26 protein-coding genes are annotated in these 26,863 nt (G+C 70.7%); 19 read left to right on the plus strand and 7 right to left on the minus strand.

The genetic code is table 11. From position 1 onward, the window contains the following. Positions 1 to 3 precede the first annotated feature (3 nt). Positions 4 to 1,032, minus strand: a complete 1,029-nt coding sequence (locus tag AVL59_RS06310; RefSeq protein ID WP_079146549.1) for an ABC transporter permease — start codon at positions 1,030 to 1,032, stop codon at positions 4 to 6. A gap of 465 nt (positions 1,033 to 1,497) precedes the next feature. On the opposite strand from AVL59_RS06310, the gene AVL59_RS06315 reads away from it, so the two are divergent. Genes AVL59_RS06315 through AVL59_RS06335 form a run of 5 tightly spaced genes read left to right on the plus strand, consistent with a single transcriptional unit; the run spans position 1,498 to position 7,092 of the window. Continuing rightward, positions 1,498 to 3,123, plus strand: a complete 1,626-nt coding sequence (locus AVL59_RS06315; protein ID WP_067300200.1) for a peptide ABC transporter substrate-binding protein — start codon at positions 1,498 to 1,500, stop codon at positions 3,121 to 3,123. Between the two features lie 6 nt (positions 3,124 to 3,129). Next, entirely contained in the window at positions 3,130 to 4,053 is a 924-nt protein-coding gene (locus tag AVL59_RS06320) for an ABC transporter permease (protein WP_067300201.1), read from the plus strand. Further along, entirely contained in the window at positions 4,046 to 5,026 is a 981-nt protein-coding gene (locus AVL59_RS06325; protein WP_067300202.1) for an ABC transporter permease, read from the plus strand. The genes AVL59_RS06320 and AVL59_RS06325 overlap by 8 nt, the downstream gene beginning before the upstream one ends. A 7-nt stretch (positions 5,027 to 5,033) precedes the next feature. Beyond that, positions 5,034 to 6,008, plus strand: a complete 975-nt coding sequence (locus AVL59_RS06330) for an ABC transporter ATP-binding protein (protein WP_067300203.1) — start codon at positions 5,034 to 5,036, stop codon at positions 6,006 to 6,008. Beyond that, a complete protein-coding gene (locus AVL59_RS06335) occupies positions 6,001 to 7,092 on the plus strand; it encodes an ABC transporter ATP-binding protein (protein ID WP_067300204.1) in 1,092 nt (363 codons plus the stop codon). Before AVL59_RS06330 ends, AVL59_RS06335 begins: the two co-directional genes overlap by 8 nt. A gap of 110 nt (positions 7,093 to 7,202) precedes the next feature. Here AVL59_RS06335 and AVL59_RS06340 read toward each other — a convergent pair whose 3' ends face one another. Then, a complete protein-coding gene (locus AVL59_RS06340; protein WP_067300205.1) occupies positions 7,203 to 9,341 on the minus strand; it encodes a S9 family peptidase in 2,139 nt (712 codons plus the stop codon). A 202-nt stretch (positions 9,342 to 9,543) separates the two neighbouring features. Here AVL59_RS06340 and AVL59_RS06345 point away from each other — a divergent pair, with 202 nt between their 5' ends. The 8 genes from AVL59_RS06345 (at position 9,544) to AVL59_RS06380 (ending at position 17,213) form a co-directional block, all read left to right on the plus strand. Continuing rightward, positions 9,544 to 9,738 carry a hypothetical protein gene (locus AVL59_RS06345; protein WP_067300206.1) on the plus strand — a complete coding sequence of 65 codons (195 nt, stop codon included), beginning with the start codon at positions 9,544 to 9,546 and terminating at the stop codon, positions 9,736 to 9,738. 35 nt (positions 9,739 to 9,773) lie between these two features. Continuing rightward, entirely contained in the window at positions 9,774 to 10,628 is an 855-nt protein-coding gene (gene mshB / locus AVL59_RS06350) for an N-acetyl-1-D-myo-inositol-2-amino-2-deoxy-alpha-D-glucopyranoside deacetylase (protein ID WP_067300207.1), read from the plus strand. Further along, positions 10,625 to 11,041: a DUF6113 family protein gene (locus AVL59_RS06355; protein WP_067300208.1), complete on the plus strand. Its 417-nt coding sequence runs from the start codon at positions 10,625 to 10,627 to the stop codon at positions 11,039 to 11,041. Before mshB ends, AVL59_RS06355 begins: the two co-directional genes overlap by 4 nt. A gap of 155 nt (positions 11,042 to 11,196) precedes the next feature. Next, positions 11,197 to 13,452, plus strand: a complete 2,256-nt coding sequence (locus AVL59_RS06360; protein WP_067300209.1) for a hypothetical protein — start codon at positions 11,197 to 11,199, stop codon at positions 13,450 to 13,452. A 260-nt stretch (positions 13,453 to 13,712) separates the two neighbouring features. Beyond that, positions 13,713 to 14,666, plus strand: coding sequence for an ABC transporter ATP-binding protein (locus AVL59_RS06365; protein WP_208870319.1), 954 nt, complete (start codon positions 13,713 to 13,715; stop codon positions 14,664 to 14,666). Further along, the gene (locus AVL59_RS06370; RefSeq protein WP_067300211.1) at positions 14,663 to 15,403 is read left to right on the plus strand and encodes an ABC transporter permease; all 741 of its coding nucleotides are present in this window, start codon (positions 14,663 to 14,665) and stop codon (positions 15,401 to 15,403) included. Before AVL59_RS06365 ends, AVL59_RS06370 begins: the two co-directional genes overlap by 4 nt. Positions 15,404 to 15,408: 5 nt before the next feature. Beyond that, the gene (locus AVL59_RS06375; protein WP_067316957.1) at positions 15,409 to 16,602 is read left to right on the plus strand and encodes a sensor histidine kinase; all 1,194 of its coding nucleotides are present in this window, start codon (positions 15,409 to 15,411) and stop codon (positions 16,600 to 16,602) included. Beyond that, positions 16,599 to 17,213: a response regulator transcription factor gene (locus AVL59_RS06380; RefSeq protein ID WP_067300212.1), complete on the plus strand. Its 615-nt coding sequence runs from the start codon at positions 16,599 to 16,601 to the stop codon at positions 17,211 to 17,213. Before AVL59_RS06375 ends, AVL59_RS06380 begins: the two co-directional genes overlap by 4 nt. 30 nt (positions 17,214 to 17,243) lie before the next feature. On the opposite strand, the gene AVL59_RS06385 is transcribed toward AVL59_RS06380, so the two are convergent. Together AVL59_RS06385 and AVL59_RS06390 are read right to left on the minus strand one after the other, a co-directional pair. Then, positions 17,244 to 18,110: a SirB1 family protein gene (locus AVL59_RS06385; protein WP_067300213.1), complete on the minus strand. Its 867-nt coding sequence runs from the start codon at positions 18,108 to 18,110 to the stop codon at positions 17,244 to 17,246. Between the two features lie 29 nt (positions 18,111 to 18,139). Continuing rightward, positions 18,140 to 19,252, minus strand: a complete 1,113-nt coding sequence (locus tag AVL59_RS06390) for a GNAT family N-acetyltransferase (RefSeq protein WP_067300214.1) — start codon at positions 19,250 to 19,252, stop codon at positions 18,140 to 18,142. A 140-nt stretch (positions 19,253 to 19,392) separates the two neighbouring features. Here AVL59_RS06390 and fdxA point away from each other — a divergent pair, with 140 nt between their 5' ends. Together fdxA and AVL59_RS06400 are read left to right on the plus strand one after the other, a co-directional pair. Beyond that, entirely contained in the window at positions 19,393 to 19,713 is a 321-nt protein-coding gene (gene fdxA / locus AVL59_RS06395) for a ferredoxin (RefSeq protein ID WP_030746389.1), read from the plus strand. A 155-nt stretch (positions 19,714 to 19,868) separates the two neighbouring features. Next, complete coding sequence (locus AVL59_RS06400; RefSeq protein ID WP_067300215.1) at positions 19,869 to 20,966, plus strand: bifunctional succinyldiaminopimelate transaminase/glutamate-prephenate aminotransferase; 1,098 nt, start codon at positions 19,869 to 19,871, stop codon at positions 20,964 to 20,966. Between the two features lie 84 nt (positions 20,967 to 21,050). On the opposite strand, the gene AVL59_RS06405 is transcribed toward AVL59_RS06400, so the two are convergent. Together AVL59_RS06405 and AVL59_RS06410 are read right to left on the minus strand one after the other, a co-directional pair. Continuing rightward, a complete protein-coding gene (locus AVL59_RS06405; RefSeq protein WP_067300216.1) occupies positions 21,051 to 21,485 on the minus strand; it encodes an ATP-binding protein in 435 nt (144 codons plus the stop codon). Between the two features lie 274 nt (positions 21,486 to 21,759). Then, positions 21,760 to 22,752, minus strand: a complete 993-nt coding sequence (locus AVL59_RS06410; RefSeq protein WP_208870320.1) for a VldE C-terminal domain-containing protein — start codon at positions 22,750 to 22,752, stop codon at positions 21,760 to 21,762. A gap of 95 nt (positions 22,753 to 22,847) precedes the next feature. Here AVL59_RS06410 and dapE point away from each other — a divergent pair, with 95 nt between their 5' ends. Beyond that, positions 22,848 to 23,927, plus strand: coding sequence for a succinyl-diaminopimelate desuccinylase (dapE, locus tag AVL59_RS06415; protein WP_067300217.1), 1,080 nt, complete (start codon positions 22,848 to 22,850; stop codon positions 23,925 to 23,927). Between the two features lie 103 nt (positions 23,928 to 24,030). Then, complete coding sequence (locus AVL59_RS06420; RefSeq protein WP_067300218.1) at positions 24,031 to 24,789, plus strand: LOG family protein; 759 nt, start codon at positions 24,031 to 24,033, stop codon at positions 24,787 to 24,789. Between the two features lie 102 nt (positions 24,790 to 24,891). On the opposite strand, the gene folP is transcribed toward AVL59_RS06420, so the two are convergent. Further along, positions 24,892 to 25,752: a dihydropteroate synthase gene (gene folP / locus AVL59_RS06425; protein ID WP_067300219.1), complete on the minus strand. Its 861-nt coding sequence runs from the start codon at positions 25,750 to 25,752 to the stop codon at positions 24,892 to 24,894. A 127-nt stretch (positions 25,753 to 25,879) separates the two neighbouring features. On the opposite strand from folP, the gene AVL59_RS06430 reads away from it, so the two are divergent. Together AVL59_RS06430 and AVL59_RS06435 are read left to right on the plus strand one after the other, a co-directional pair. Next, positions 25,880 to 26,233: a DivIVA domain-containing protein gene (locus tag AVL59_RS06430; protein ID WP_067300220.1), complete on the plus strand. Its 354-nt coding sequence runs from the start codon at positions 25,880 to 25,882 to the stop codon at positions 26,231 to 26,233. Beyond that, complete coding sequence (locus AVL59_RS06435; protein WP_067300221.1) at positions 26,230 to 26,817, plus strand: DNA-3-methyladenine glycosylase I; 588 nt, start codon at positions 26,230 to 26,232, stop codon at positions 26,815 to 26,817. Before AVL59_RS06430 ends, AVL59_RS06435 begins: the two co-directional genes overlap by 4 nt. Positions 26,818 to 26,863: the final 46 nt, after the last annotated feature.

The raw sequence follows: 26,863 nt of genomic DNA on the forward strand, positions 1-26,863 counted from the left end.
GGTTCAGCGACCGGCCTTGGGGTCCAGCGCGTCACGCACCGAGTCACCCAGGAGGTTGAAGGCGACGACGAAGATCACCATCGTCACGCCCGGGAAGAGCATGAATGTGATGTCGTCCTGGTAGGTCTTGGCCGCGTTCTGGACCATGACGCCCCAGTCCGGCGTGGGGTCGGACAGGCCGACGCCCACGAAGGCCAGACCGGCCTCGGTCGTCACGTACATGGGAAGAGCCAGGGTCGACTGGATGAGGATCGGCGTCCACAGGTTGGGCAGCAGCTCCTTGAAGATGATCCGGGCCGGGGACGCGCCCGTCACCTTGGCGGCCTCGACGAACTCCCGCTCGCGCAGGGCGAGTACCTCACCGCGCAGCAGACGGGCGATGGGGGCCCAGCCGAACAGCGTCATGATGACGATCAGGGAGATGACGATGAGCCAGGTCGGGGTCGCTTCGGTCGGCGCGACGAGGACCGTGATCATCACCGGGAAGAAGCTGATGAAGAACAGCATCTGCGGGAAGGCCAGCAGGATGTCGATGATCCGGCCGACGAAGTAGTCGGTCTTGCCGCCCAGGTAGCCGGCGGTGACGCCGATGACCACGCCGAAGAAGGCCACCAGCAGGGTCGTCGCCGTCGCGATCAGCAGCGAGTTGCGGATGCCGTAGAGCAGGAACGTGAAGACGTCACGGCCCAGCCCTGGGTCGATGCCGAACCAGAAGTCCCCGCTCATGCCGCCGTTGGGCGCGATCGGGAAGCCGAAGTCGTTCATCAGACTCGGGTCGTTCTGCCCGTACGTCGTGTACGGGTCCTTGCCGTACACCTTGGCGATCAGTGGTGCGCAGATGCCGGCGACGAAGAAGAAGATCACCACAAACGCGGATATGACACCCGTCCGGTCCCGCTTGAAGCGGGTCCAGGCCAGCCGTCCCGGAGAGCGGCTCTCGGTGCCCTTGAGGGTGGCGGGCTTCGCCGATGCGGCGCTGTCTTCGTCGGTCACCTCGAGTGGGGTGGCCTGGGAAGGAGTAGGGGGGGTCATGACGCTCCGTGCCCTGTGGTCAAGGCTCCGCAGGGCGGTCCCTACGGGCTACGCCGGACTTTTTCAACGCAATTCATTCAAGGTCAATAAATTCTCGGTCCCCTTGGTTGTCTATTTACCTTTTTTACTCTGGCTTGACCAATCTGTAGCTACGCGGGTAGCACGCCGTAATCATCTCGTGCTTCACATCGGACAAATGGAACTATTCGCGCAACGCGTTCGATATGCGGACGGTGGTGTGTCGAAATGCGTACATCGACCCGTCGTAATCCAACGTTTCAGCATCGTTGCGCAGAGATCCATTGCGCCGTGGGCGCAAGATCGCCAAGACCCCTCGCGGGGGCTGCCTGCATTCGGATGACGTGTCCCCCTAAAGGACCTTCAATCGGGCGGCGGGCATGCGATGTGCACCGTATGTGCGGATATTGACCGGTAACGGCTCGGTGACCACGGAGGAGGCACGCCATGCGGGGAACCACGCACGCCCTAGGGGCAGCAGGCGCGGTGGCGGTGGCGCTCGCGGCGGCCGGCTGCGGGGGCGGGGGTGGGGGCGGCGGTGGCGGCGCCGGGGTGCTCAGCTCCTCCTGGGGCGACCCGCAGAACCCGCTGGAGCCGGCCAACACCAACGAGGTCCAGGGCGGCAAGGTGCTCGACATGGTCTTCCGGGGCCTGAAGCGCTACGACCCGAAGACCGCCCAGGCGAAGGACATGCTCGCCCAGAGCATCGAGACCAAGGACTCCCAGAACTTCACCATCAAGATCAAGGGCGGCTGGACCTTCTCCAACGGAGAGAAGGTGACCGCCAGGTCCTTCGTGGACGCCTGGAACTACGGGGCGAGCCTGAAGAACAACCAGAAGAACGCCTACTTCTTCGGTTACATCGACGGTTACGACAAGGTCCACCCCGCCAGCGGCTCGCAGAGCGCCGATACCCTCTCCGGTCTGAAGGTCGTGGACGACCGCACCTTCACCGTCAAGCTCAACCAGAAGTTCTCCAGCTTCCCGGACACCCTCGGCTATGCGGCCTTCGCCCCGCTGCCCCGCGCCTTCTTCACCGATCACGCGGCCTGGCTGAGCAAGCCGGTCGGCGACGGGCCCTACACCATCGAGTCCTATACGAAGGGCTCGCAGATGGAGCTGAAGAAGTGGCCCGGCTACCCCGGCGACGACAAGGCCCTGAACGAGGGCGTGACCCTGAAGGTCTACACCGACAGCAACACCGCCTACACCGACCTCATGGCCGGCAACCTCGACCTCGTCGACGACGTCCCCGCCTCGCAGCTGAAGAACGTCAAGAAGGACCTCGGCGGCCGCTACATCAACACACCGGCCGGCATCATCCAGACCCTCGCCTTCCCCTTCTACGACCCGGCCTGGAACAAGCCGGGCCTGGAGAAGGTGCGCACGGGCCTGTCCATGGCGATCGACCGCAAGCAGATCACCGACACGATCTTCCGGCAGACCCGCACCCCGGCCACCGACTGGACCTCGCCGGTGCTCGGTCCGGAGGGGGGCTTCAAGGCCGGCCTGTGCGGCACCGCCTGCGACTACAACCCCACCGAGGCCAAGAGGCTGATCAAGGAGGGCGGCGGGCTCCCCGGCGGCCAGGTGAAGATCACGTACAACGCGGACACCGGCTCGCACCGGGAGTGGATCGACGCGGTGTGCAACTCCATCAACAACGCGCTCGGCAATGACAAGGCGTGCGTGGGGAACCCGGTCGGCACCTTCGCCGACTTCCGCAACCAGATCGGGCAGCACAAGATGCCCGGCCCGTTCAGGGCGGGCTGGCAGATGGACTACCCGCTCATCCAGAACTTCCTCCAGCCGCTCTACTACACGGGCGCCTCCTCCAACGACGGCAAGTGGTCCGACAAGGACTTCGACAAGCTCGTCGACCAGGCCAACGCCGAGACCGGCCCCGCCAAGGCCGTCTCCACCTTCCAGCAGGCCGAGGGCGTCGTACGGGACAACATGGCCGCCATCCCGCTCTGGTACCAGAACGGCAGCGCGGGCTACTCCGAGCGCCTGTCCGACGTGGCGCTCAATCCGTTCAGCGTCCCCGTCTACAACGAGATCAAGGTCAGCTGAGCCGGCATGGGGCGCTATGTCCTCCGGCGGCTGCTCCAGATGATCCCGGTGTTCATCGGGGCCACGCTGCTGATCTTCCTGATGGTGAACGTGATGGGCGATCCCATCGCGGGGCTGTGCGGCGAGCGGGCGTGCGATCCGGCGACGGCCGCCCAGCTGAAGAAGGAGTTCGGCTTGGACAAGCCGGTCTGGCAGCAGTACCTGACCTATATGGGGAGCGTCTTCACCGGAGACTTCGGTACGGCGTTCAACGGTCAGCCGGTCACCGAGCTGATGGCCACGTCGTTCCCCGTCACCGTCCGGCTGACCATCGTGGCCATCCTCTTCGAGATCGTCATCGGGATCACGCTCGGCGTCCTGACGGGCCTCAGGCGCGGACGCCCCGTCGACACGGGCGTGCTCCTCACCACCCTGGTCGTGATCTCCGTACCCACCTTCGTCACCGGCCTGCTGCTGCAGCTGCTGCTCGGTGTCCAGTGGGGCTGGATCAGACCGTCCGTCTCCCCGGACGCGGCCTTCGGCGAGCTGATCGTGCCGGGCCTGGTCCTCGCCTCCGTCTCGCTCGCCTACGTCACCCGGCTGACGCGTACCTCCATCGCCGAGAACAGACGGTCCGACTACGTCCGTACGGCCATCGCCAAGGGCCTGCCCCGCCGCCGGGTCATCACCCGGCACCTGCTGCGCAACTCCCTCATCCCCGTGGTCACCTTCATCGGCGCCGACGTCGGCGCGCTGATGGGCGGGGCGATCGTCACCGAGCGGATCTTCAACATCCACGGCGTCGGCTACCAGCTCTACCAGGGCATCGTGCGCCAGAACACCCAGACCGTCGTCGGCTTCGTGACCGTCCTCGTGCTGGTCTTCCTGATCGCCAACCTGCTCGTGGACCTCCTGTACGCCGTACTCGACCCGAGGATCCGCTATGCCTGAGCAGCCGTACGAGTCCGACCGGGCCATCGCGGGGACGGGGGCGGGCGGCGCCATGGACCTGGCGGCGAGCGAGGCGCAGACCCTGGAGAAGACTCCGGGCGGGCCGGAGGGCACGGGACCACAGGGCAAGCCACGCTCGCTCTGGTCCGACGCCTGGCGGGACCTCAGGCGCAACCCCGTCTTCCTGGTCTCCGCGCTCGTCATCCTCTTCCTGGTCTTCATCTCGCTGTGGCCCTCGGCGATCGCCTCCGGCAACCCCCTCAGCTGCACCCTGTCCAAGGCCCAGGACGGCCCCGGGCCGGGCGCCCCCTTCGGCTACGACGGCCAGGGCTGCAACGTGTACACGCGGACCGTGTACGGGGCCCGTACGTCCGTCACGGTGGGCGTGTGCGCCACGCTCGGGGTCGCTCTCCTCGGGTCCGTGCTCGGCGGGCTCGCGGGTTTCTTCGGCGGCGTCTGGGACTCGCTGCTGTCCCGGACGACCGACATCTTCTTCGCCATCCCGGTCGTTCTCGGCGGTCTCGTCCTCCTCTCGGTGGTGACGAGTAATACGGTCTGGCCGGTCATCGGGTTCATGGTGCTGCTCGGCTGGCCGCAGATCTCCCGTATCGCGCGCGGCTCGGTCATCACCGCCAAACAGAACGACTACGTGCAGGCGGCCCGCGCCCTCGGCGCCTCCAACTCCCGCATGCTGCTGCGGCACATCGCGCCCAACGCGGTAGCGCCCGTGATCGTCGTGGCGACCATCGCCCTCGGTACCTACATCGCGCTGGAGGCGACCCTGTCCTACCTCGGCGTCGGACTGAAACCGCCGAGCGTCTCCTGGGGCATCGACATCTCCGCCGCCTCCCCCTACATCCGCAACGCCCCGCACGCCCTGCTGTGGCCCTCCGGCGCGCTGGCGGTCACGGTGCTGGCCTTCATCATGCTGGGCGACGCGGTGCGCGACGCTCTCGATCCGAAGCTGAGGTGACGGTGCCATGCTGCTCGAAGTGCGCGATCTGCACGTGGAGTTCCGTACCCGGGACGGGGTCGCCAAGGCCGTCAACGGCGTGTCGTACGCCGTCGACGCGGGGGAGACCCTGGCGGTGCTCGGCGAGTCGGGCTCCGGGAAGTCGGTCACCGCGCAGGCCGTGATGGGCATCCTGGACATGCCGCCGGGGCGGATCACCGAAGGTGAGGTCTTCTTCCAGGGCAAGGACGTGCTGAGGCTGAAGGAGGAGGAACGGCGCAGGCTCCGGGGGGCCGGGATGGCGATGATCTTCCAGGACGCGCTGTCGTCCCTCAACCCCGTGCTGTCGGTGGGCGACCAGCTCGGCGAGATGTTCGTCGTACACGCGGGGATGTCGAAGAAGGGCGCGCGGGTCAGGGCGGTCGAGCTGATGGACAGGGTGCGCATCCCCGGCGCGGCCCAGCGGGTCCGGGACTATCCGCACCAGTTCTCCGGCGGCATGCGGCAGCGCATCATGATCGCCATGGCGCTGGCGCTGCAGCCGGCGCTCATCATCGCCGACGAGCCCACCACGGCCCTGGACGTCACCGTGCAGGCCCAGGTCATGGATCTGCTCGCCGAGCTGCAGCGCGAGTACCACATGGGGCTGATCCTCATCACCCATGATCTGGGGGTCGTGGCGGACGTGGCCGACCGGATCGCCGTGATGTACGCGGGGAAGATCGTCGAGACGGCCCCCGTGCACGACATCTACAAGGCGCCGGCCCACCCCTACACCCGGGGCCTGCTGGACTCCATCCCGCGCCTGGACCAGAAGGGGCAGCAGCTGTACGCCATCAAGGGCCTGCCGCCGAACCTGATGGACATCCCGCCCGGCTGCGCCTTCCATCCGCGCTGCCCGATGGCCCAGGACGTGTGCCGCACGGACGTGCCGCCGCTGTACGAGGTCTCCTCGGAGCGCGGCAGCGCCTGCCACTTCTGGAGGGAGTGTCTGCATGGCTGAGCCGATCCTGGAGGTCAGCGGCCTCGTCAAGCACTACCCGCTGATGCGGGGGATCCTCTTCAAGAAGCAGATCGGCGCGGTGAAGGCGGTCGACGGTGTCGACTTCACCCTCGGCAAGGGCGAGACCCTGGGCATCGTCGGCGAGTCGGGCTGCGGCAAGTCGACGGTGGCGAGGATGCTGTGCAACCTGGAGCGGCCGACGGCGGGCTCGATCAGGTTCAAGGGCGAGGACATCACCCGGCTGTCCGGCAGGGCCCTGAAGGCCGTCCGGCGCAACATCCAGATGGTCTTCCAGGACCCTTACACCTCCCTCAACCCGCGGATGACGGTGGGGGACATCATCGGGGAGCCGTACGAGATCCACCCCGAGGTGGCACCCAAGGGCGACCGGCGCCGCCGGGTGCGAGAACTCCTCGACGTGGTCGGCCTCAACCCCGAGTACATCAACCGTTACCCGCACCAGTTCTCCGGCGGCCAGCGCCAGCGCATCGGCATCGCCCGGGGGCTGGCGCTGCGCCCCGAGGTGATCGTCGCCGACGAGCCGGTGTCTGCCCTGGACGTCTCGGTGCAGGCGCAGGTGATCAACCTGCTGGACCGGCTCCAGTCGGAGTTCGATCTCTCCTACGTCTTCATCGCGCACGACCTGTCGATCGTGCGGCACATCTCGGACCGGGTCGGGGTCATGTACCTGGGCCGGATCGTGGAGATCGGCAGCGACGCCGAGATCTACGAACACCCCACGCACCCCTATACGCAGGCGCTGTTGTCGGCGGTCCCGGTGCCCGACCCGGAGGCCCGCGAACACCGCGAGCGGATCATCCTCACCGGCGATGTGCCGTCCCCGACGGCCATCCCCTCGGGCTGCCGCTTCCGCACCCGCTGCTGGAAGGCCCAGGAGCGGTGCGTCCAGGAGGTCCCGGCTCTCGCGGTCCCCGCGGAATTCCGGCAGGCGGGCGGCCCCGCGGCCCATGACTCGGCCTGCCACTTCGCCGAAACCCTGCCGATCGGGCGCTCGGCGCCGGGGCTGCCGCCGGCCCCGGAGGAGTCGCCGAAGCCCGCGCGGAACGGCAACGGGCCGGGATGACATGACGCATCCCGGCCCGTTCACGGCACCCGCACGGCCGTACGATGTTCAGCCTCGCGCGTCCGTATATCGGTGCCGCTTCCGTGAAGTTGCCTATGTGTAAACGCGGTTCACGATGGTTCGGCCTGTTGTGCCAGCGAACGCTTGAGGAAGTCCACCTGGAGCAGCAGCAGGTTCTCCGCGACCTGTTCCTGCGGGGTCATATGGGTGACGCCGGACAGGGGGAGCACCTCGTGCGGGCGGCCCGCGGCGAGGAGTGCCGAGGACAGGCGCAGGGTGTGGGCGGCCACCACGTTGTCGTCGGCCAGGCCGTGGATGATCATCAGCGGGCGGTGCGGTTCGGCGGGGGAGGACAGGCCCTCGTCGGTGACCAGGGAACTGCGCAGGTAGGCCTCGGGGTCCTCGCCGGGGTCGCCCAGATAGCGCTCGGTGTAGTGGGTGTCGTACAGGCGCCAGTCGGTGACCGGGGCGCCGGCGATGCCCGTGTGGAAGACGTCGGGGCGGCGCAGCACGGCGAGGGCGGCCAGGTAGCCGCCGTAGGACCAGCCGCGGATCGCCACCCGGGACAGGTCCAGCGGGTAGCGCTTCGCCAGGTCCTGGAGGGCCTCGATCTGGTCGTCCAGGGAGACCGTGAAGTCGCGGTGGACCGCCTTCTCCCAGGCCGGTGAGCGGCCGGGGGTGCCCCGGCCGTCGGCGACGACGACCGCGAAGCCCTGGTCGGCGAACCACTGCGAGGTCAGGTGCGCGTTGTGCGCGGCCACCACGCGGGGGCCGTGCGGGCCGCCGTAGGGGTCGAGCAGAACGGGAAGGGGCGTGTCACCGGGGTAGTCCGTAGGCATAAGCACGGCGCACGGAATTCGGCGTGCGCCCCCCTCGGTGAGTGTCACGCCGGGGGACAAACCAGGATCTTCGGCGTGTGACAGGACAGTCACCGCTGGTTTTCCGTCGTTTTCTTCACGCAGTACCTGGACGCGCGTGCCCGACCGGTCGAGGGTCGCGGACATCAGGACCGTCACGTCCCCGGCCCGCACCGCCGAGTGCACGCCGGGCTCCCGCGACACGCGCTCCACGCCGAGCTCGTTCACCCGGTAGACATGGACCTCGCCGGTCCGCGGGGACTCCGCCTCCTCGCCCGCCGAGGCCGTGACCAGCACATCACCGGGGCCCACGTCCAGCACCGCACGGATGTGCAACTGCGGCCCCGTCAGCGGGCGTTCGCCCACCGCGAGCACCCGTGCGCCGCCCTCGTCCACGATCCGGACAAGCTGCCCGGACGGGTTCCAGCAGGGCACACCAGCGAAAAGTTCCAGCCATGTTGGATCTTCATCGGCGTGCACCATCCGGGTCGCCCCGGAGTCCGGGTCCACCGCCAGGAACAACTGGCTGCGCTGGTCCCGCGCCTGCACCAGGAGCAGCGGCGCCCCCGCCTCTGACCAGTGCACACGTGCCAGATACGGATAGCGTGCGCGGTCCCAGACGACCTCCGTGCGCCCCCCGTCGAGACCGATCACGAACAGCCGTACGTCCGCGTTTTCCGTCCCCGCCGCCGGGTAAGCGATGTGGTTCGGCTCACGCTCGGGGTGGGCCGGGTCCGCGATCCACCACCGCCGCACCGGCGTGTCGTCCACCCGCGCCACGAGCAGCCGGTCCGACTCCGGGGCCCACCAAAAGCCCCGCGAACGCCCCATCTCCTCGGCCGCGACGAACTCGGCCAGTCCATGGGTGACCGTCTCCGACTCCGGCTCGGCCAGCGCCCGGTCGCTCTCGCCCTCGGCGCCGACCACCCGCAGCGCGCCCCCGGTCACATACGCCACGTGCCGCCCGTCGGGCGAGGGTCGCGGGTCGATCACCGGTCCCGGGACGCGGAGTTCGCGTGCCGTACCGGCCCGCAGCTCGGCCGTGAAAAGCCGCCCCGACAAGGCGAAAGACGCCAACTCCACGGCCGCGTCGGTGGCATAGCCGACGATGCCGGCGCCGCCCTCCCGGCTGCGCTCCCGGCGCGCCCGCTCCTCGGGCGAGAGCTGTTCCGAGGCGCCTTGCAGGAGAGTGAGCGGGTCGGCGGCGAGCCGCTCCGTGCCGTCCGCAGGATCAAGAATCCACAGGGAGTTGGCCCGGTCCGTGCCCGAGCGCGAACGCAGGAACACGACACGTGAACCGTCGGGTGCCACGGTGAACGCACGCGGCGCGCCGAGCGTGAACCGCTGCGTACGGGCGTGCCGACGGGGGAAGGAGTCAGCCTCGGTCGTCATACCCCTGACCATATTGGCCATGCGCCCCCTTGTGCGGCCGTGCGCCGAGCGATGCGCGAGTACGGATAGTTATGATCACTACCGCTGAGTGGGTATGAACCTGCTGGCGTATGCATGGACTTGCTGTGCTGATCTACAACCGAGTCACAAGCCCCCTAGTCCGAACCCCCCGAGTACCCGGGATCTTTGGAGGTGAGCCGCCGTGGCACTCTCGATTTCGGCGGTGGTGCTGCTGGCGATCATCGTCTCCCTGCTGATCAAGAAGTCAGGACTGAAGAGCGGCCACGCGGTCGTCTGCGTCCTGCTCGGCTTCTACCTCGCCTCATCGACCGTCGCACCCACGATCAGCCAGCTGACGACCAGCGTCGCCAGCATGATCAGCAACATCAAGTTCTGAGGGCCGACCCGGTGCGGACCTCGTAGGGTGGTCCCATGACGGAACTGCCAGCCCGGCGTCTGCTGCTGGTGCACGCGCACCCGGACGACGAGTCGATCAACAACGGCGCGACCATGGCCAGGTACGCGGCCGAGGGCGCCCATGTGACCCTGGTCACGTGCACCCTGGGCGAGCGCGGAGAGGTCATCCCGCCCGAGTCACGGCATCTCGCGGGCGCCGCCCTCGGCGCGCACCGGCGGGCCGAGCTGGCCGCGGCCGTGCGCGAACTGGGCGTGAAGGACTTCCGGCTGCTCGGCGGCGCGGGCCGCTACGGCGACTCCGGGATGATGGGCATCGAGGACAACGACGACCCGGCCTGTTTCTGGCAGGCCGACGTGGACGACGCCGCCCGGTCCCTCGTCGAGGTGATCCTGGAGATCCGCCCTCAGGTCCTGGTCACCTACGACGACAACGGCGGGTACGGCCACCCGGACCACATCCAGGCCCACCGCGTCGCCATGCGCGCCGTCGACCTGGCCGCCGAACGGGGTCACCGGATCGCCAAGGTCTACTGGAACCGGGTGCCGCGCTCCGTCGCCGAGGCGGCCTTCGCCCGCCTGGAGGACGAGCTGCCCACGCTGCCGTTCGAAAAGTCGGGCTCCGTGGCCGACGTGCCGGGCGTGGTCGACGACGAGCGGATCACCACCGCCGTGGACGGCACCGCGTACGCCGCCGCCAAGGTCGCCGCGATGCGTGCCCACGCCACCCAGATCGAGGTGGCCGAGCCGTACTTCGCGCTCTCCAACGAACTGGCCCAGCCGCTGTTCACCACCGAGTACTACGAGTTGGTGCGCGGCGAGGCGCGGCCCGGGGAGACCGACCTGTTCGCGGGCGTCGAGGAGGCGTCATGAGCACGGACGGACGCGGCTCCCTGCTCGCCCAGCCGCTGCGGCCCCCCTCGCCCGGGCGGGCGGCCGCCTACCTCGGGCTGTTCGTGCTCGGCGCGCTCGTGGCGCTCGCCGGGGCCCTCACGCAGGCCGCCTGGTTCCCGGGCGGGCTGCTGCTCGCCCTCGCGGGCGCGGCCGGGCTGTTCGTCGGCGGATCGTACGCGCTCGGCGGCCGGGGCGGGGCGGTGGCGCCGGTCGTCGGCTGGATCGTCACCGTCATGCTGCTCACCGCCAGCCGCCCGGAAGGCGACTTCCTCTTCGGCGCGGGAGGCGGCTCCTACCTCTTCCTGCTCGGCGGTATGGCCGTGGCTGTGATCTGCGCCACGCTTGCTCCGGGACGGCAACCCGGTGGCGGCTCCGCCCGACTTGGCAAGTGACGTACCACTTCGCCGTGCGGCGCAGGTGCGAGTCCGGTGTGGGTTTCCGCAGCGGTCATGGGATACGCACCAGACGCGGACAGTATGGTGGTGCGCGCCGCCGAGCTGCCCGCTGAGGTCGTAACGGGCGGCGGAGCCAACCGGGAGAACCTGCCTTGAGTCGTGAAACTGACACTCCGTCCTCCGGGCCCGACGGGCGCGGCGGAGCCGCATACCCCTCGGGGACGCCCCCGTACGGGACCCCCGTGGCTTCCGACGCCGGTACGGACGCGGGCCGTTCGGCCGCCCAGCCGGAGGAACGCAAGACCGAGACCACACTGACGACGCGGATCCGGATCAACATCCCCGGATCGCGGCCCATCCCGCCGGTCGTCGTGCGCACGCCCGTCGCCGAGAGCGAGGGCGCCGGGGACGACACGGCCGCCGAGCAGCGGCCGGCACCCGCCGCCGCACCGCCCAAGAGCGCGGCTGAGCCGCCCGCCGAGCCCGGGCCGCAGGCCGAGGAGAAGACCAGCGACTGGTTCGCGCCCCGCAAGTCCGGCGCCCCCAAGGGCGGTCCGGGCGGCGGCGGCCCGAACGGCGCCGGAACGCCGGGCGGTTCCGCGACCGCCCCGAGTACGCCGAGCCCCCGGCCGAGCAGTCCGGCCGGCTCCGGTGCCTCCAGCGGCCGCCCCGGCGGCGTGGTCGGCTCCATGAGCGCGCCGGGCGCCCGTCCCGGCGGTACGAACGGCTCGGGCCTGCCCGGCGCCACCGGCGGCCCCGTGGCCCCCGGCCACGGCGGCGGCACCGGCTCCTTCGACGTCACCGAGGCACTGGCGGCGGGCCCCCGCGGCGGATCCCGTCCCGGTGCGTCCGGCGGCGGCGAGCCGAGCCGCGACGATCTGCCCTACTTCGCGGAGAACGGCGGCCAGAGCGGCTTCGGCGGCGGTACCGGTGCCGCGACCGGCCAGGGCGGCCCCGGCGGCCCCAGCGGCTTCAACGGGCCGAAGGGCAACGGCGGCCCCGGCGGCCCGCAGGGCCCCGCAGGCCCGACCAGCGGCCCCGTCACCGGCGACGGACCGCTCGTCCCGCCGGTCAGCGCGCTCAGCGACCTCGTCGGCGAGGCCTTCGACGGCCCCGGCGGCTACGGCGGCCCCGGTGCGGGCGGACGTACCGGCCAGGGCGGCCCGCTCGCCCCTGGCGCCCTCGCGGGACCGGGCGCTCCCGGCGCCCCGGGCGGCGGACTGAGCGACGACACCGCGATCCTCACCCCGCAGAAGCCGGCCCCCGAACCGGTCGTGCCCGGATACCGCTCCCCGGACAACGTCTCCGGACATACCGTCACCAGCGGCATCCCGATCGTGCCGGCCGCCGGGAACTCCCCGTTCGGCACCGGTGCGAACTCCGAGGGACCGGTGCCCCACACGGCGCCCAAGCTGCCCGATCCGGCCCCGCAGCCCAAGGCCCAGGCCAAGCCCAAGAAGAAGGGCCGCAGCAAGCTCGTCCTGCTCGGCGTCGGCGTGTTCGTCGTCGTGGGCGGTGCCTACGGCGCCGGGCTGCTGATGAACCACACCGACGTGCCCAAGGGCACCACCGTGCTCGGCGTGGACATCGGCGGCGGCACCCGCGACGACGCCGTCAAGAAGCTCGACGACGCCTTCGCCAGCCGGGTGAACAAGCCGCTGAAGCTGTCCGTGGGCGGCCGGACCGTCTCGCTGACCCCGGACAAGGCCGGCCTGCAGTTCGACTTCCAGACGACGGTGAGCCGGGCCGCGACGAGCGACTACAACCCCGTCTCCGTGATCGGCTCCCTCTTCGGGCAGAACCGGGTGGTCGAGCCGGTGATGCCGGTGGACGAGGAGAAGCTCCAGGCCGCGCTCCAGCAGACCGGCGGCGGCTCCGGGTCCGGCTCGGTCACCGACGGCACCATCAAGTTCGAGGCCGGCAAGGCCGTGGCCGTCTACGGCAAGGCGGGCAAGGCCGTCGACGCCGCCCAGTCGACCCGCACGGTCGAGCAGGCCTATCGCACGATGGTGGAGACCGGCACGGCGAACCCGGTCACCGTGCCTACGGCCACCCAGCAGCCGACGGTGTCGAACGCCGAGGTCGACCGGGAGATGAAGGAGTTCGCCGAGCCGGCGATGTCGGGCAGGGTGACGGTGCAGGCCGACGCCGGGCACACCCTCCAGATGAGTCCGGAGAAGTCGCTGTGGAAGTTCCTCCGGGTGACGGCCGTCAACGGCAAACTGGTCGACAAGCCGGACTTGGCCGCCCTGAAGCAGCTGTATGGCAAGGCCTTCGACGGCGTACTCATCACCCGCGGTAACGGCGAGAAGACACCCGTCACCCCCGAGGACGTCTACGCCGCCCTCCGCCAGGCTCTGATCAGCAAGACCAACCGGGTCGCGGTCATCTCCACCAACCCGAGCTGACTCCGGGGCGCCCGAACAGCGAACGCGTGAAGGCCCGCCCCAGGAGGGCGGGCCTTCAGAGTTTCACCCAGTCACGGACGCGTGATGCGGTACAGGGCTACGTAGCCCTTGATGCCCTGGTAGTTGATCGGGGCGAGTCGCCGAGGTCGGCAGCCCCGGGCCGACACGTGCGGAGCGGTGCACGACATGACATCTGTCATCCGGCACTCAGGACCCCCGACACTGCCCGGTCAGGGGTCCTCTCCGCGAGCATGGTGGGCATGACAACGACAGCGGCACCGGCCACCACCACACCGGTGGTCGGGTTCGACCAGGTGACCAAGACGTACGGGAGCGTGCGGGCCGTCGACGGGCTCTCGCTCCGGCTGTACCCGGGGGAGACCGTCGCCCTCCTCGGCCCGAACGGGGCCGGCAAGTCCACCACCCTGGACCTGCTGCTCGGCCTCAAGCAGGCCGACACCGGCACGGTGAGCCTGTTCGGCGGCACCCCGCGCGAGGCGATCGTCGCCGGGCGGGTCGGGGCCATGCTGCAGAGCGGCGGGCTGATGGACGAGGTCACCGTGGCCGAGCTGGTGAAGCTGGCCTGCTCGCTGCACCCGAAGCCGTACAAGGCCGCGGACGTCATGGCCCGCGCGGGCATCACGCAGATCGCCGACCGCAAGGTCAACAAGCTCTCCGGCGGCCAGGCCCAGCGCGTCCGCTTCGCCCTCGCCACCGCGGGCGACAGCGACCTGATCATCCTGGACGAGCCGACCACCGGCATGGACGTCTCCGCCCGCCAGGCCTTCTGGGCCACCATGCGCGAGCAGGCCGACCAGGGCCGTACGGTCCTCTTCGCGACCCACTACCTCGAAGAGGCCGACGCCATCGCCGACCGGGTCCTGGTGCTGCACCGCGGCCGTCTCCTCGCCGACGGCACGGCCGCCGAGATCAAGGCCAAGGCGGGGGACCGCAGGGTCTCCTTCGACCTGGAGGGGGAGATCGACGAGACGGCCCTGCGCGGGCTGCCCTTCCTCACCTCGATCACCGTGTCCAACAGCGGCTCCGCCGCGGGTTCCGGCCAGACCGTGCGCATCCAGTCCTCCGACGCCGACGCCACCGTCCACGCCGTGTACGGCCTCGGTGTATACCCCCGCAACCTCGAAGTCGCCGGCCTCGGCCTGGAGCAGGCCTTCGTCGCCATCACGGAGGCCGAGGAGGCCAAGCAGTCATGAACGCCCTGATCAAGCTCGAACTCGCCCGCTCCCTGCGCAACAAGAAGTTCCTGTTCTTCTCGGTGCTCTACCCCTCGATCCTCTACCTGATCTTCTCCAGCAGCTCCGGCTCGAACGAGAAGGTCAGCGACACCGGACTGACCGTCGCCACCTACCTGATGGTCTCCATGGCCTCCTTCGGCGCCCTGACCGCCGTCCTGATGGGCAACAGCGAGCGGATCGCCAAGGAGCGCGAGAGCGGCTGGGTACGGCAGCTGCGGCTCACCTCGCTGCCCGGGCGCGGCTACGTCCTCGCCAAGACGGCCGGCGCGGCCGTGGTCAGCCTGCCGTCGATCATCATGGTGTTCGGGGTCGCCGCCGCCGTGAAGCACGTACGCCTGGACGCCTGGCAGTGGCTCGCCCTCGCCGGTGTCATCTGGGCGGGCAGCCTCGTCTTCGCCGCCCTCGGCGTCGCCATCGGCTACGTCGCCTCCGGGGACGCGGTCCGCCCCATCACGATGATCGTCTACTTCGGCCTGTCGGTCCTCGGCGGTCTGTGGATGCCGTCCACGAACTTCCCGCAGATCCTGCAGGACATCGCGAAGTGGCTGCCCACCCACGCGTACGCTGCTGTGGGACGGGCGATCGAACAGAGCCAGGCCCCCAGCGCGACGGACGTCGCCGTCCTCGCCGTCTACTTCGTCCTCTTCTCGGGCGGCGCGGCCTGGCTGTACCGGAAGGACACGCTGAAGGCGTGAGCACGATGACGGAAGACCCGCAGGCCCGTGAGCAGCGACCGGAGACGCAGGTACGGATCGGCCAGGGCCCCGGCAACCGGCGCGAGCTGCTGGTCAAGATGCTGTGGATCGGCGTCTGGCTGATCTTCCTCAGCTCTCCGATCAAGGATCTGACCTCGGGCACCCACACCACGGGCGCCACCGTGGCCGGCGCGCTCGGCCTGACCGCCTTCGTCGGCACCTACCTGACGCTGGTCTTCCGGAACATGGGCCGCCCTTTCGCGCCGCGGACCGTCATGTCGATGGTGTCGGTCCTCGCCGTCCTCGCCCCCGCCCTGGCCTACAGCCTGGGCAGCTCCTGGCTCGGGCTCTTCGTCTACCTCTCGGTCGCCTGCGGAGCCACCCTGCCGCTGCGGACCGCGGCCTGGGCGATCCTGTCGACGGCCGTGGCGTTGTACCTGGTCGCGGTGCACGACGGCGAGACGAGCTGGGACGACTCCCTGCTCCTCGTCCCGCTCATCGGGTTCGCGATGGTCGGCGTCGGTCAACTCGTGCGTACGACGAACGAGTTGCGCAAGGCCCGAGCCACCGTGGCCCATCTCGCCGCCAACGAGGAGCGCCTCCGCCTCGCCCGTGACCTGCACGACCTGCTCGGCCACTCCCTCTCCCTGATCACGCTGAAGAGCGAGCTGGCCGGCCGGATGCTGCCCGAGCACCCCGACAAGGCGGCCCAGCAGGTCGCCGACATCGAACAGGTCAGCCGCCAGGCCCTGGTCGACGTCCGGGAGGCCGTCACCGGCTACCGGCGCCCCCGGCTCGCCGCCGAACTCGCCGGCACCCAGGTCGCCCTGACCGCCGCCGGAGTCGTCGCCGAGGTCCCGGCCGAGCCCGACCTCACCGGCGTGCCCGAGGAGTCCGAGGCGGCGCTCGCCTGGGCGCTGCGCGAGGCGGTCACCAACGTGGTCCGGCACAGCGGCGCCGACAAGTGCCTCGTCCAGCTCACGCACCGCCAGACCCTGGACGGTCCGGTGCTCGAACTCTCCGTCGAGGACAACGGATCCGGCGGCAGCGGCAGCGGACCCGGCAACGGTCTGACCGGCCTCACGGAACGGCTGGAGAAGGCCGGCGGCACTCTGGACGCGGGCCGGATCAAGCATGGATTCCGGCTGGTCGCCCGCGTACCCACGGCCACTTCGGTGGACGTAGGATCCGGGGCATGACGAGCACGATCAAGGTTCTTCTGGCCGAGGACCAGTCCATGGTCCGGGAGGCGCTGGCCGCGCTCCTCGGCCTCGAGGACGACATCGAGGTCGTCGCCCAGGTCGCCCGCGGGGACGAGGTGCAGGCGGCCGTCGGCGCGCACGGCGTCGACGTGGCGCTGCTCGACATCGAGATGCCCGGCTGCACCGGCATCGAGGCGGCGGCCCGGGTGCGCCGGGAGTTCCCCGCGGTCAAGCTCGTCGTCCTCACCACGTTCGGCCGCCCCGGCTATCTGCGCAGCGCCATGGAGGCCGGCGCCGACGCCTTCCTCGTCAAGGACGCGCCGGCCGCGCAACTGGCCGACGCGGTCCGCAAGGTGCTGGCGGGGGAGCGGGTCATCGATCCCACCCTGGCCGCGGCCGCCCTGGCCGAGGGTGCCAATCCCCTCACCGAGCGCGAACGCGAGGTGCTGCGCGCGGCGGCCGACGGCTCCACCAACGCCGAGCTGGCCAAGGCCCTCCATCTCTCCCAGGGCACGGTCCGCAACTACCTCTCCACGGCCATCCAGAAGCTGGCGGTGCGCAACCGGGCGGAGGCGGTGCGGATCGCGCGGGAGAAGGGGTGGCTGTGAGCGGGTCCGCCGTCCGGTTCGGCCGGCGGTTCAGTTGAGCATCGCGCGCGCCGAGTGGGCCTGCTGCCGTATCCGACGGGCGGCCGGTTCGTCGACGACCTCGATCAGATGGGCGTACGCGTCCAGCTCCTCGGCCCCCTGCACGAACTCGCCCCGCTGCACCAGCAGCTGACCGCGCTCATAGCGCAGCCGAGCCGGATGCGCGGGCAGCAGCAGCGCCAGCTCCACGGCCCACAGCCCCACGTCCGAGCGCTCGGGCCGGGTCGCGGCCCAGGCCCGGATGTTGTTCAGGATCCGCTGCACGACGTCCAGCGGCGCCGCGGGCACCAGCATCGAGGGCTGCAACGGCGCCCCGGTCGCCCCCACCACGAGCAGCTCGGCATCGGTCCCGGTGAGCACCCGGCCCCCGTCGAACGGATCGGCCAGCACCTGCTCCTCGGCGGCCCCGAACCCGACCACGAAGTGCCCCGGCAGCGCGACCCCGTACACCGGTGCCCCCGCCCGCCGGGCGACCTCCAGCCACACCACCGACAGCAGGATCGGCAGGCCGCGCCGCCGCCGCAGCACCTCGTGCAGCAGCGAGGACTCCAGCCTGTCGTAGTCCCCGGCCGACCCCGAGAACCCGTAGCGCTCACCCAGCAGCCGGCTCAGCGCCCGGGCCCACGCCTGCGGGCCGCCCGGACGGTACGGCAGCTGCCCGGCCAGCTCGTCCAGCTCCATCTGGGCCGCGTCGATCCCGGCCTCGTCCAGCGAGCCGTCCGCCTCCGCGCCGATCAGCAGGCACAGCGCCGACAGATCCGGCCGCTCGGACCGCGCCTCCTCGGCGAACCGCCGCCGCACCTCGGCCGACCGCTCGGGCGGGGGCGGATACGGGGGAGGGAGACGAGGGTGCCGCATGCCTGGCTCATGCCCTTCCACGACGGTTCCTACGACCGTCCGGGGCCGCGGGAGGCGTCCGGCTCCCGGTAGTGGTGGTAGGCGTGGTGCGGGGCGAAGCCGAGCCCGGCGTACAGGGCCCGGGCGGCCTCGTTGTCCTCCTCCACCTGCAGCCAGGCCGCCGAGGCGCCCTCGTCCAGGGCACGCCGGGCCAGCGCGGCCATCACCTCGGTGGCCAGCCCCTGCCGGTGCCGGCCCGGATCGACCTCGACGGCGGCGAACCCGGCCCATCGCCCGTCCACGACACACCGGCCGATCGCCGCCACGGGCTCACCGGCGGCGGCGCCCGGCACGGTCGCGAACCACACCGACGGGCCTTCCCCGCTTCCGGCTTCGCCCGGACGGGTGGACCCCCGCCCGAGCACCCGCAGAGCCACCTCGCTCACCCCTTTGTGCCGATACCGGGCGAGCCACGCCTCGTCCGGTTCACAGGACAGCGTCACCCCCGCGCCTTCGGCCCGGTCCGCGACCGGCGCCAGGGCCCCGATCCACAGCTCGGCGGTCACCTCCCGCACCCAGCCGCGCCGCTCCAGCTCCGCGCACAGCAGCTCCTGCGTGCCCTCGGCACCGGTGGCGGCCTGCACATAGGCGGGCAGGCCACGCTCGTGGTACCAGCGTCGTACGGCATCCAGGGCCGCGTCGAGCGGAAGCCCCGGATCACCGAGCGGCAGCACACTGTTCGCCCGCCGCGTGAAGCCCACCCGCCGCCCGGCCGCCACCCCCCACGGGCGCGCTTCGCGCGGCACCTCCTGGACCGCGGCCCTCAGCTCCCACTCCCCGAGCCGCTCGCTCTCCACCGGACGCCACGCGCGCGCGGCGACGCGCGCCAGCTCCGGGTAGCTCGCGGCGGGGCCCCGGCGGCGCGCCGGAGCGGCCGGTACGACCTTGCCCGCGACCAGCGCGGACTCCGGGATCCGGACACTCCGCCCGTCCCGCTGTGTGATCATGAGCACGCCGTCGTCCCATGATGTGAGAACACCCACCGTGTCGGTGAACTTCTCTTCTGTCACCCCAGGTACGTTCAACCGCCGTACGGAGACCCGTTTGCCCACGTCAGCAGCGGTGATACGGACCTCGAGGCGTCCATGCGCCGATATTTCCACTGGTCAGTTCACCCCTCCTGTACGGATCATGCCCTGGAACGGAGATACTAGGGGCGGGCATCGACGACGCCGCGCTCCCGCGCGCCAGGCGGCGGAGCCTGAGGAGGCCCGCCAGCGCCCTATCGAGGAGGAACGACAGCGTGACCTACGTCATCGCGCAGCCTTGTGTCGACGTGAAGGACAAGGCGTGCATCGAAGAGTGCCCGGTCGACTGCATCTACGAGGGCCAGCGGTCCTTGTACATCCACCCGGACGAATGCGTCGACTGTGGTGCCTGTGAGCCGGTCTGCCCGGTCGAGGCGATCTTCTACGAGGACGACACTCCGGAGGAGTGGAAGGACTACTACAAGGCGAACGTCGAGTTCTTCGACGAGCTGGGCTCCCCCGGTGGAGCCAGCAAGCTGGGGCTGATCGAGCGCGACCACCCCTTCGTCGCCGCGCTGCCGCCGCAGGGCGAGTGACCGTATCCGCGGCCTAGCGGCGCGCATCCTCCCCCACTCTCGGCCTCGCCCGAGCGGGGGGACCCCCATCGCCTCGGTCCCGGACGGCCCGATCGTCTTGATCGCCGCCGTACGGGACCGAGGCGTTCGCCGTTCCGACGAAAGTGAGCCACTCCGTGTCCGCAGTCTCCGACCGTCTTCCGACCTTCCCCTGGGACAAGCTGGAGCCGTACAAGAAGACGGCCGCCGCGCACCCGGACGGCATCGTCGACCTCTCCGTCGGCACCCCGGTCGACCCGGTCCCCGAGCTGATCCAGAAGGCCCTGATCGACGCGGCCGACTCCCCGGGCTACCCGACGGTCTGGGGCACCCCCGCACTGCGTGAGGCGATCACCGGCTGGCTGGAGCGCCGCCTGGGCGCCCGCGAGGTCACCCACCGCCACGTTCTGCCGATCGTCGGCTCCAAGGAGCTGGTGGCCTGGCTGCCGACCCAGCTGGGCCTCGGCCCGGGCGACAGGGTGGCCTTCCCGCGCCTGGCCTACCCGACGTACGAGGTCGGCGCCCGCCTGGCCCGCGCCGAGTACGAGGTCTACGACGACCCGCGCGACCTGGACCCGGCGAACCTGAAGCTCCTCTGGCTGAACTCGCCGTCCAACCCCACCGGCAGGGTACTGGGCAAGCAGGAGCTGACGGAGATCGTCGCCTGGGCCCGCGAACACGGCGTGCTGCTGTTCTCCGACGAGTGCTACCTGGAGCTGGGCTGGGAGGCCGACCCGGTCTCTGTCCTGCACCCGGACGTCAACGGTGGCTCCTACGACGGCATCGTGGCCGTCCACTCCCTCTCCAAGCGCTCGAACCTGGCCGGCTACCGCGCCGCCTTCCTGGCGGGCGACCCGGCCGTCCTCGGCCCCCTGCTGGAGATCCGCAAGCACGGCGGCATGATGACCTCGGCGCCGACGCAGGCGGCGGCGGTGGCGGCCCTGGGCGACGACGAGCACGTCCGTGTGCAGCGCGAGCGCTACGCGGCCCGTCGTACGCTCCTGCGCGACGCCCTCCTCGGCCACGGCTTCCGCATCGAGCACAGCGAGGCGAGCCTCTACCTGTGGGCCACCCGCGACGAGTCCTGCTGGGCCACGGTCGCCCACCTGGCCGAGCTGGGCATCCTGGTCGCCCCCGGCGACTTCTACGGCGAGGCGGGCGGGAAGTTCGTACGCGTGGCGTTCACGGCGACGGACGAACGCGTCCGGGCGGCGGTGGCCCGCCTCACGGCGTAGGCGCCGACGACAGGACGACAAAGCGAGGGGGTCCAGGGAACTTCTCCCCGGACCCCCTCGCCGTCAGGTCAACGGCGCCGGACCTCAGTGACCCAGCGGCAGGCTGCTGGTCGACAGGCCGCCCGGCGCGAGGGAGCCCGTCGACAGGCCGCCCTTCGCCGTGTCGGCCGCGGCGTTCCCGATGACACTGCCCGCGGTTCCGGCGGCCTCTCCGGCGGCCTTCTGGACGGCGGGCGTCGTCTTCTTCACGGTGCCGGTACCGGTCTTGGTCGCGACCGGGGCCGCCTTCTTGACGGCCTGGGTGCCCGCGTTGCCCGCGAGGTCGGTGGCCTGCTGCGTGGCGTTTTCGACGGTGTTGCCGACGCTGTTCGTGTCCAGGGCGCTCACGCCACCCAGGTCCGGGGTTGCCGGCAGGTTCGTGGCCGCGCCGGCAGAGCCGGCCGCACCGACCCCGGCAGCCGCTCCCGCTGCGACAAGCAGCGCGGCACGAGCGATCCGGCGGGTCAGGGGGAGGGACATGATGCTCCATTCGACGGGTAGAGAACGTTGGTGTGTCCGACTCGGACGCCGTGACTACCGCTCGAAGCCGACGAAGGTTGCGGACGTCGAAGGTAAAGAATGGATAACGCATCGCATTATCGGTTGTGGATAAAAACGGGCAAAAGGCTCCCGCTTGACGCCCAGAAGAATCCTTACGGCCCTTGATTTTCCAGGGGTTTCGCAATCACGTCGAAACTCCCTGGAAAACACGCCCGCCCCGAGGCCGCGCAACCCGGTCGGGTGAGAGGCCGTACTACTGTCCGGTCACGATCCGGACCGTGCCCACGGATCTCTCCGCACCACCAGCCACTTCCGCGCCGGTAGTGCGCCACTTCCCGCCGCCGTTCCCGCCGGTCCACTCCCGGCCCGCGTACGCCACCCGGTCGATGTGCAGCGCCGAGGAGTTGGCCACGGCCCAGTGCGCCAGCTGCCAGCCCCGCTCCCGCTCGTCGCGCCCGGTCGCGTCCGTCCTCGCGCCCTGGGGCACCGGTACGGTCACCGTCCGCCCGCGCGCGGTCGCCGTCACACTCGGCGACGGGGACGGCGACGGGACCGCCGTACCGCCCACCTCCGCGCCGGTCTCCTGCAGGGCGTCCCGCCCGAAATCCCGTACCAGCGCGGCCCGTACCGCGTCGGGACCGGTCGCCGTAGCCGTGTGCTCCGGGCGGCCGTCACAGGTCAGCGTGGCCGCCGCGTGCCCGGTCAGGGCCGCCGCGAGCAGAGTGGCGTCCGGCTCGTGCTTGGCGTACGCCTCCGGATAGCCGCTGCGCTGCACCTGCTGCGCGGCCTGGGTCAACGGCAGATCGGTGTAGTTCGGCACCCTGGCCAGGTGCGCGTAGAACATGCCCGCCGCGTAGTCCGGGTCCATGATCTCCTGCTCGCTGCCCCAGCCCTGCGAGGGCCGCTGCTGGAACAGGCCCAGCGAATCCCGGTCGCCGTGCTCGATGTTGCGCAGCCCCGACTCCTGGATGGCGGTCGCCAGCGCGATGGCCACCGCCCGCTCGGGCATGCCCCGCCCGCTGCCGACGGCGGCGATGGACGCCGCGTTCGCCGCCTGCTCGGGCGTGAACTCGTACGACGTTCCGTCGCCCGTGCCGGAGACCACCTTGCAGCCGCGCGCACCCCCGCCCCCTGCGACGTACTGCACCACCAGGTAGGCGACGACGGCGGACAGGACCAGCAGCGCCGCACTGAAACGCAGGAGGCGGCCGCGGCGCTTGGGGCGAGTGGGGGACGGCTCTGGCACTCGTACAAGGTACTGGAGCCCTTCACGGGCCTCGCGCCCGGTCCTTGGAGCTGTGCGGCCCAGGTCCGCGCGAGCCGCGCGCTAGGGTCGAGGCCATGGCCGACACCTCGCTTGACCTCACACTCGACGCCGCCGAGCTCACCGCGCAGCTGGTCGACTTCCGCTCCGAGAGCGGCACAGAGAAGCCCCTCGCGGACGCGATCGAGACCGCCCTGCGCGCCCTGCCGCATCTCACGGTGGACCGGTTCGGCAACAACGTGATCGCCCGGACCGACCTCGGCCGTGCGGAGCGGGTGATCCTGGCCGGCCACATCGACACGGTGCCGATCGCCGACAACGTCCCCTCGCGGCTGGACGAGGACGGCGTGCTGTGGGGCTGCGGCACCTGCGACATGAAGTCCGGCGTGGCGGTCCAGCTGCGCATCGCGGCGACGGTCCCGGCCCCCAACCGCGACCTCACCTTCGTGTTCTACGACAACGAGGAGGTCGCCGCCGAACTCAACGGCCTCAAGCACGTCTCCGAGGCCCACCCCGAGTGGCTGCGGGGCGACTTCGCGGTCCTGCTGGAGCCCTCCGACGGGCAGGTCGAGGGCGGCTGCCAGGGCACCCTGCGGGTGCTGCTGAAGACCGCCGGCGAGCGGGCCCACTCGGCCCGCGGCTGGATGGGCTCCAACGCGATCCACGCGGCGGCCCCCGTCCTGGCCCGGCTGGCCGCCTACGAGCCCCGCCGGCCGGTGATCGACGGACTGGAGTACCGCGAGGGCCTGAACGCGGTGGGCATCTCGGGGGGAGTGGCGGGCAACGTCATCCCGGACGAGTGCGTGGTGACGGTCAACTTCCGCTACGCCCCCGACCGCACCGAGGAGGAGGCGATCGCCCACGTCCGCGAGGTGTTCGCGGACTGCGGCGTGACGGAGTTCGTGGTCGACGACCACAGCCCCGGCGCGCTGCCCGGCCTCTCCCACCCGGCCGCGGCGGCCTTCATCGAGGCGGTGGGCGGCACGCCGCTGCCGAAGTACGGCTGGACGGACGTCTCCCGCTTCTCCGCGCTCGGCGTGCCCGCGGTCAACTATGGACCGGGCAATCCGCACTTGGCGCACAAAAGGGATGAACGGGTGGAGGTTGCGAAGATCCTCGCGGGCGAGGAGCGCCTGCGGAACTGGCTCACGGCGTAAGGATCCCGTACGGCGCTTCATGGCGGACATGCGTACGTCCCCCCTACGTAACCCGCGTAGATCTAGTCTGAGGTCGAACTACCGGCAAGCGGAGGGAGCGCACATGGCTACCGGAAACCCCGAGGGGAAGAAGCAGCCGCCGGACGAGCAGCGGCTCGGACCGGTCCTCCGACGGCGTGGCCAGGTCACGGCGAGTACGACCGACCAGCGGCTGCTGGACGCCGGAGGACCCTCGGACTGGGTTCACACGGACCCCTGGCGTGTCCTGCGCATCCAGTCGGAATTCATCGAAGGCTTCGGCACGCTCGCCGAACTCCCTCCCGCCATCAGCGTGTTCGGCTCCGCGCGGACGACGGTGGACTCGCCGGAGTACGACGCCGGGGTGCGGCTCGGCCGGGCGCTGGTGGAGGCCGGCTGGGCCGTGATCACGGGCGGCGGGCCGGGCGCCATGGAGGCGGCCAACAAGGGCGCGTGCGAGGCGGGCGGCATCTCGGTCGGCCTCGGCATCGAGCTGCCCTTCGAGCAGGGGCTGAATCCTTACGTCGACATCGGCCTCAACTTCCGCTACTTCTTCGTCCGGAAGATGATGTTCGTGAAGTACGCACAGGGCTTCGTCGTGCTTCCCGGCGGCCTCGGCACCCTCGACGAACTCTTCGAGGCCCTCACCCTGGTGCAGACCCAGAAGGTCACGCGCTTCCCGATCGTGCTGTTCGGCAGCGAGTACTGGGGCGGGCTGGTGTCCTGGCTGCAGAACACGCTGGTGGCCCAGGGCAAGGCGTCCGAGAAGGATCTGCTCCTGTTCCACGTCACGGACGAGGTGGACGAAGCGGTGGCCCTGGTCTCCAAGGAGGCGGCCCGCTAGCGCAAGCCTCCTGCCCCCGCTTTCCCACCCACCCACCGCCTCGGCGAGCTGAGAAGTCAGGGGCGGGTTTGGTGGGTTGGGGGGCGGGGCCGGCCGGGGGGGTCAGGCCAGGCCCCGGCGAGCCACAGCGGGCGGACGGTGCCCGGCGATCGACGCCACCATCTCCAGCACCTGCCGAGTCTCGGCAACCTCATGCACCCGGTACACCTGCGCCCCGAGCCACGCCGACACCGCCGTGGTCGCCAACGTCCCCACCAACCGCTCCTTCACCGGCCGGTCCAACGTCTCCCCCACGAAGTCCTTGTTGGACAAAGACACCAGCACCGGCCATCCCGTGGCCACCATCTCGTCCAGCCGCCGCGTCGCCTCAAGACTGTGCCGCGTGTTCTTCCCGAAGTCGTGCCCGGGATCGATCAGCACCGACTCCCGCGGCACCCCCAGCGACACCGCCCGCTCCGCCAGCCCCAGGGTGACCTTCAGGATGTCGTCGACGACGTCGTCGTACGTCACCCGGTGCGGCCGGGTACGCGGCTGCACACCCCCCGCGTGCGTGCACACCAGCCCCACCCCGTACCGCGCCGCGACCTCCGCCAGCCCCGGGTCCACCCCACCCCACGCGTCGTTCAGCAGATCCGCCCCGGCCTCGCACACCGCCTCGCCGACCTCGGCCCGCCAGGTGTCCACGCTGATGATCACGTCGGGGAAGCGCCGCCGTACCTCCGCGACGAAACCGACCGTCCGCCGCGCCTCCTCCTCGGCCGTGACCTCCTCGCCCGGCCCGGCCTTCACCCCGCCGATGTCGATGATCGCGGCCCCCTCGGTCACCGCCTGCTCCACGCGTGCGAGCGCGGGCTCGTCGCGGAACGTGGCCCCCTGGTCGTAGAAGGAGTCCGGGGTCCGGTTCACGATCGCCATGATCACCGGCTCGTGCGGCCCGAATTCCCGCCTGCCCAGCCTGAGCATCCGCTGTGACCTCTCCTAGTACGTTTCTCGGTACGGCCGCCTGCGACCCTAACTGTCAGACTCGCATGGCACGATCGGACTCCGAGAGATTCAGCTTCCGGCACATCGAGCGTGGGGACCTCTAGCGATGGTTATGTTCTTGTTCCTGGTCGTCGCCCTCGCCGTCGTGGTGGCCGCGGTGACACTCGCCGTGGTGGGCGGCGGCGAGAGCGGCCCGCTGCCCGAGGTGGACCCGGAGCGGCTGCAGGACCCGCTGCCCCCGGACCGCCCGGTCCACAGGGCGGACGTGGAGAGCCTGCGCTTCCCGCTCGCCCCGCGCGGCTATCGCATGGCCGACGTGGACGACGCGCTCGGCCGTCTCGGCGCGGAACTGGCCGAGCGGGACGCCCGTATCGCCGACCTGGAGTCCGCACTGGCCGGCGCCCGCGCCGCCGCGGCGCACGCCCGGCTGGACAAGCACGGCCATGAGGAGCAGCGATGAGCGACGGAGCGGCCCTCGCCGGTCCCGACGGCGCCCTGCGCTGCCCGTGGGCCCTGTCCACCGAGGACTACGTCTCGTACCACGACGAGGAGTGGGGCCGTCCGGTCCACGGCGACGACGCCCTCTTCGAGCGGATCAGCCTGGAGGCCTTCCAGTCGGGCCTGTCCTGGATCACGATCCTGCGCCGCCGCACCGGCTTCCGCGCGGCCTTCGCCGACTTCCGGATCGAGAAGGTCGCCGCGTTCACGGACGAGGACCGCGAGCGACTGCTGGCCGACCCGGGCATCATCCGCAACCGCGCCAAGGTCGACGCGACACTCGCCAACGCGCGCGTGCTCGCCGACTGGGCCGACGGCGAGCTGGACGAGCTGATCTGGTCCCATGCCCCGGACCCGGCAACCCGCCCGGCCCCGAAGACCCTCGCCGACGTCCCGGCCGTGACCCCGGAGTCCACCGCCCTCTCCAAGACCCTGAAGAAGCGCGGTCTCAGATTCGTCGGCCCGACGACGGCGTACGCGTTGATGCAGGCGTGCGGCCTGGTCAACGACCACTTGGAGACCTGCGTGGCCAGAAGCGCCCTGTAGGGGCGCGGGGAACTGCGCGACCAGCCACAACGATCCCGCAGTCTCC

The sequence above is a fragment of the Streptomyces griseochromogenes genome (assembly GCF_001542625.1).
Classification (GTDB): domain Bacteria; phylum Actinomycetota; class Actinomycetes; order Streptomycetales; family Streptomycetaceae; genus Streptomyces; species Streptomyces griseochromogenes.

Bases quoted from the DNA above. Each gene is read 5' to 3' on its own strand.
- AVL59_RS06310 (WP_079146549.1), bottom strand. From the start codon at position 1,032: ATGACCCCCCCTACTCCTTCCCAGGCCACCCCACTCGAGGTGACCGAC.
- AVL59_RS06315 (WP_067300200.1), top strand. From the start codon at position 1,498: ATGCGGGGAACCACGCACGCCCTAGGGGCAGCAGGCGCGGTGGCGGTG.
- AVL59_RS06320 (WP_067300201.1), top strand. From the start codon at position 3,130: ATGGGGCGCTATGTCCTCCGGCGGCTGCTCCAGATGATCCCGGTGTTC.
- AVL59_RS06325 (WP_067300202.1), top strand. From the start codon at position 4,046: ATGCCTGAGCAGCCGTACGAGTCCGACCGGGCCATCGCGGGGACGGGG.
- AVL59_RS06330 (WP_067300203.1), top strand. From the start codon at position 5,034: ATGCTGCTCGAAGTGCGCGATCTGCACGTGGAGTTCCGTACCCGGGAC.
- AVL59_RS06335 (WP_067300204.1), top strand. From the start codon at position 6,001: ATGGCTGAGCCGATCCTGGAGGTCAGCGGCCTCGTCAAGCACTACCCG.
- AVL59_RS06340 (WP_067300205.1), bottom strand. From the start codon at position 9,341: ATGACGACCGAGGCTGACTCCTTCCCCCGTCGGCACGCCCGTACGCAG.
- mshB (WP_067300207.1), top strand. From the start codon at position 9,774: ATGACGGAACTGCCAGCCCGGCGTCTGCTGCTGGTGCACGCGCACCCG.
- AVL59_RS06355 (WP_067300208.1), top strand. From the start codon at position 10,625: ATGAGCACGGACGGACGCGGCTCCCTGCTCGCCCAGCCGCTGCGGCCC.
- AVL59_RS06365 (WP_208870319.1), top strand. From the start codon at position 13,713: ATGACAACGACAGCGGCACCGGCCACCACCACACCGGTGGTCGGGTTC.
- AVL59_RS06370 (WP_067300211.1), top strand. From the start codon at position 14,663: ATGAACGCCCTGATCAAGCTCGAACTCGCCCGCTCCCTGCGCAACAAG.
- AVL59_RS06375 (WP_067316957.1), top strand. From the start codon at position 15,409: ATGACGGAAGACCCGCAGGCCCGTGAGCAGCGACCGGAGACGCAGGTA.
- AVL59_RS06380 (WP_067300212.1), top strand. From the start codon at position 16,599: ATGACGAGCACGATCAAGGTTCTTCTGGCCGAGGACCAGTCCATGGTC.
- AVL59_RS06385 (WP_067300213.1), bottom strand. From the start codon at position 18,110: ATGCGGCACCCTCGTCTCCCTCCCCCGTATCCGCCCCCGCCCGAGCGG.
- AVL59_RS06405 (WP_067300216.1), bottom strand. From the start codon at position 21,485: ATGTCCCTCCCCCTGACCCGCCGGATCGCTCGTGCCGCGCTGCTTGTC.
- dapE (WP_067300217.1), top strand. From the start codon at position 22,848: ATGGCCGACACCTCGCTTGACCTCACACTCGACGCCGCCGAGCTCACC.
- AVL59_RS06420 (WP_067300218.1), top strand. From the start codon at position 24,031: ATGGCTACCGGAAACCCCGAGGGGAAGAAGCAGCCGCCGGACGAGCAG.
- folP (WP_067300219.1), bottom strand. From the start codon at position 25,752: ATGCTCAGGCTGGGCAGGCGGGAATTCGGGCCGCACGAGCCGGTGATC.
- AVL59_RS06430 (WP_067300220.1), top strand. From the start codon at position 25,880: ATGGTTATGTTCTTGTTCCTGGTCGTCGCCCTCGCCGTCGTGGTGGCC.
- AVL59_RS06435 (WP_067300221.1), top strand. From the start codon at position 26,230: ATGAGCGACGGAGCGGCCCTCGCCGGTCCCGACGGCGCCCTGCGCTGC.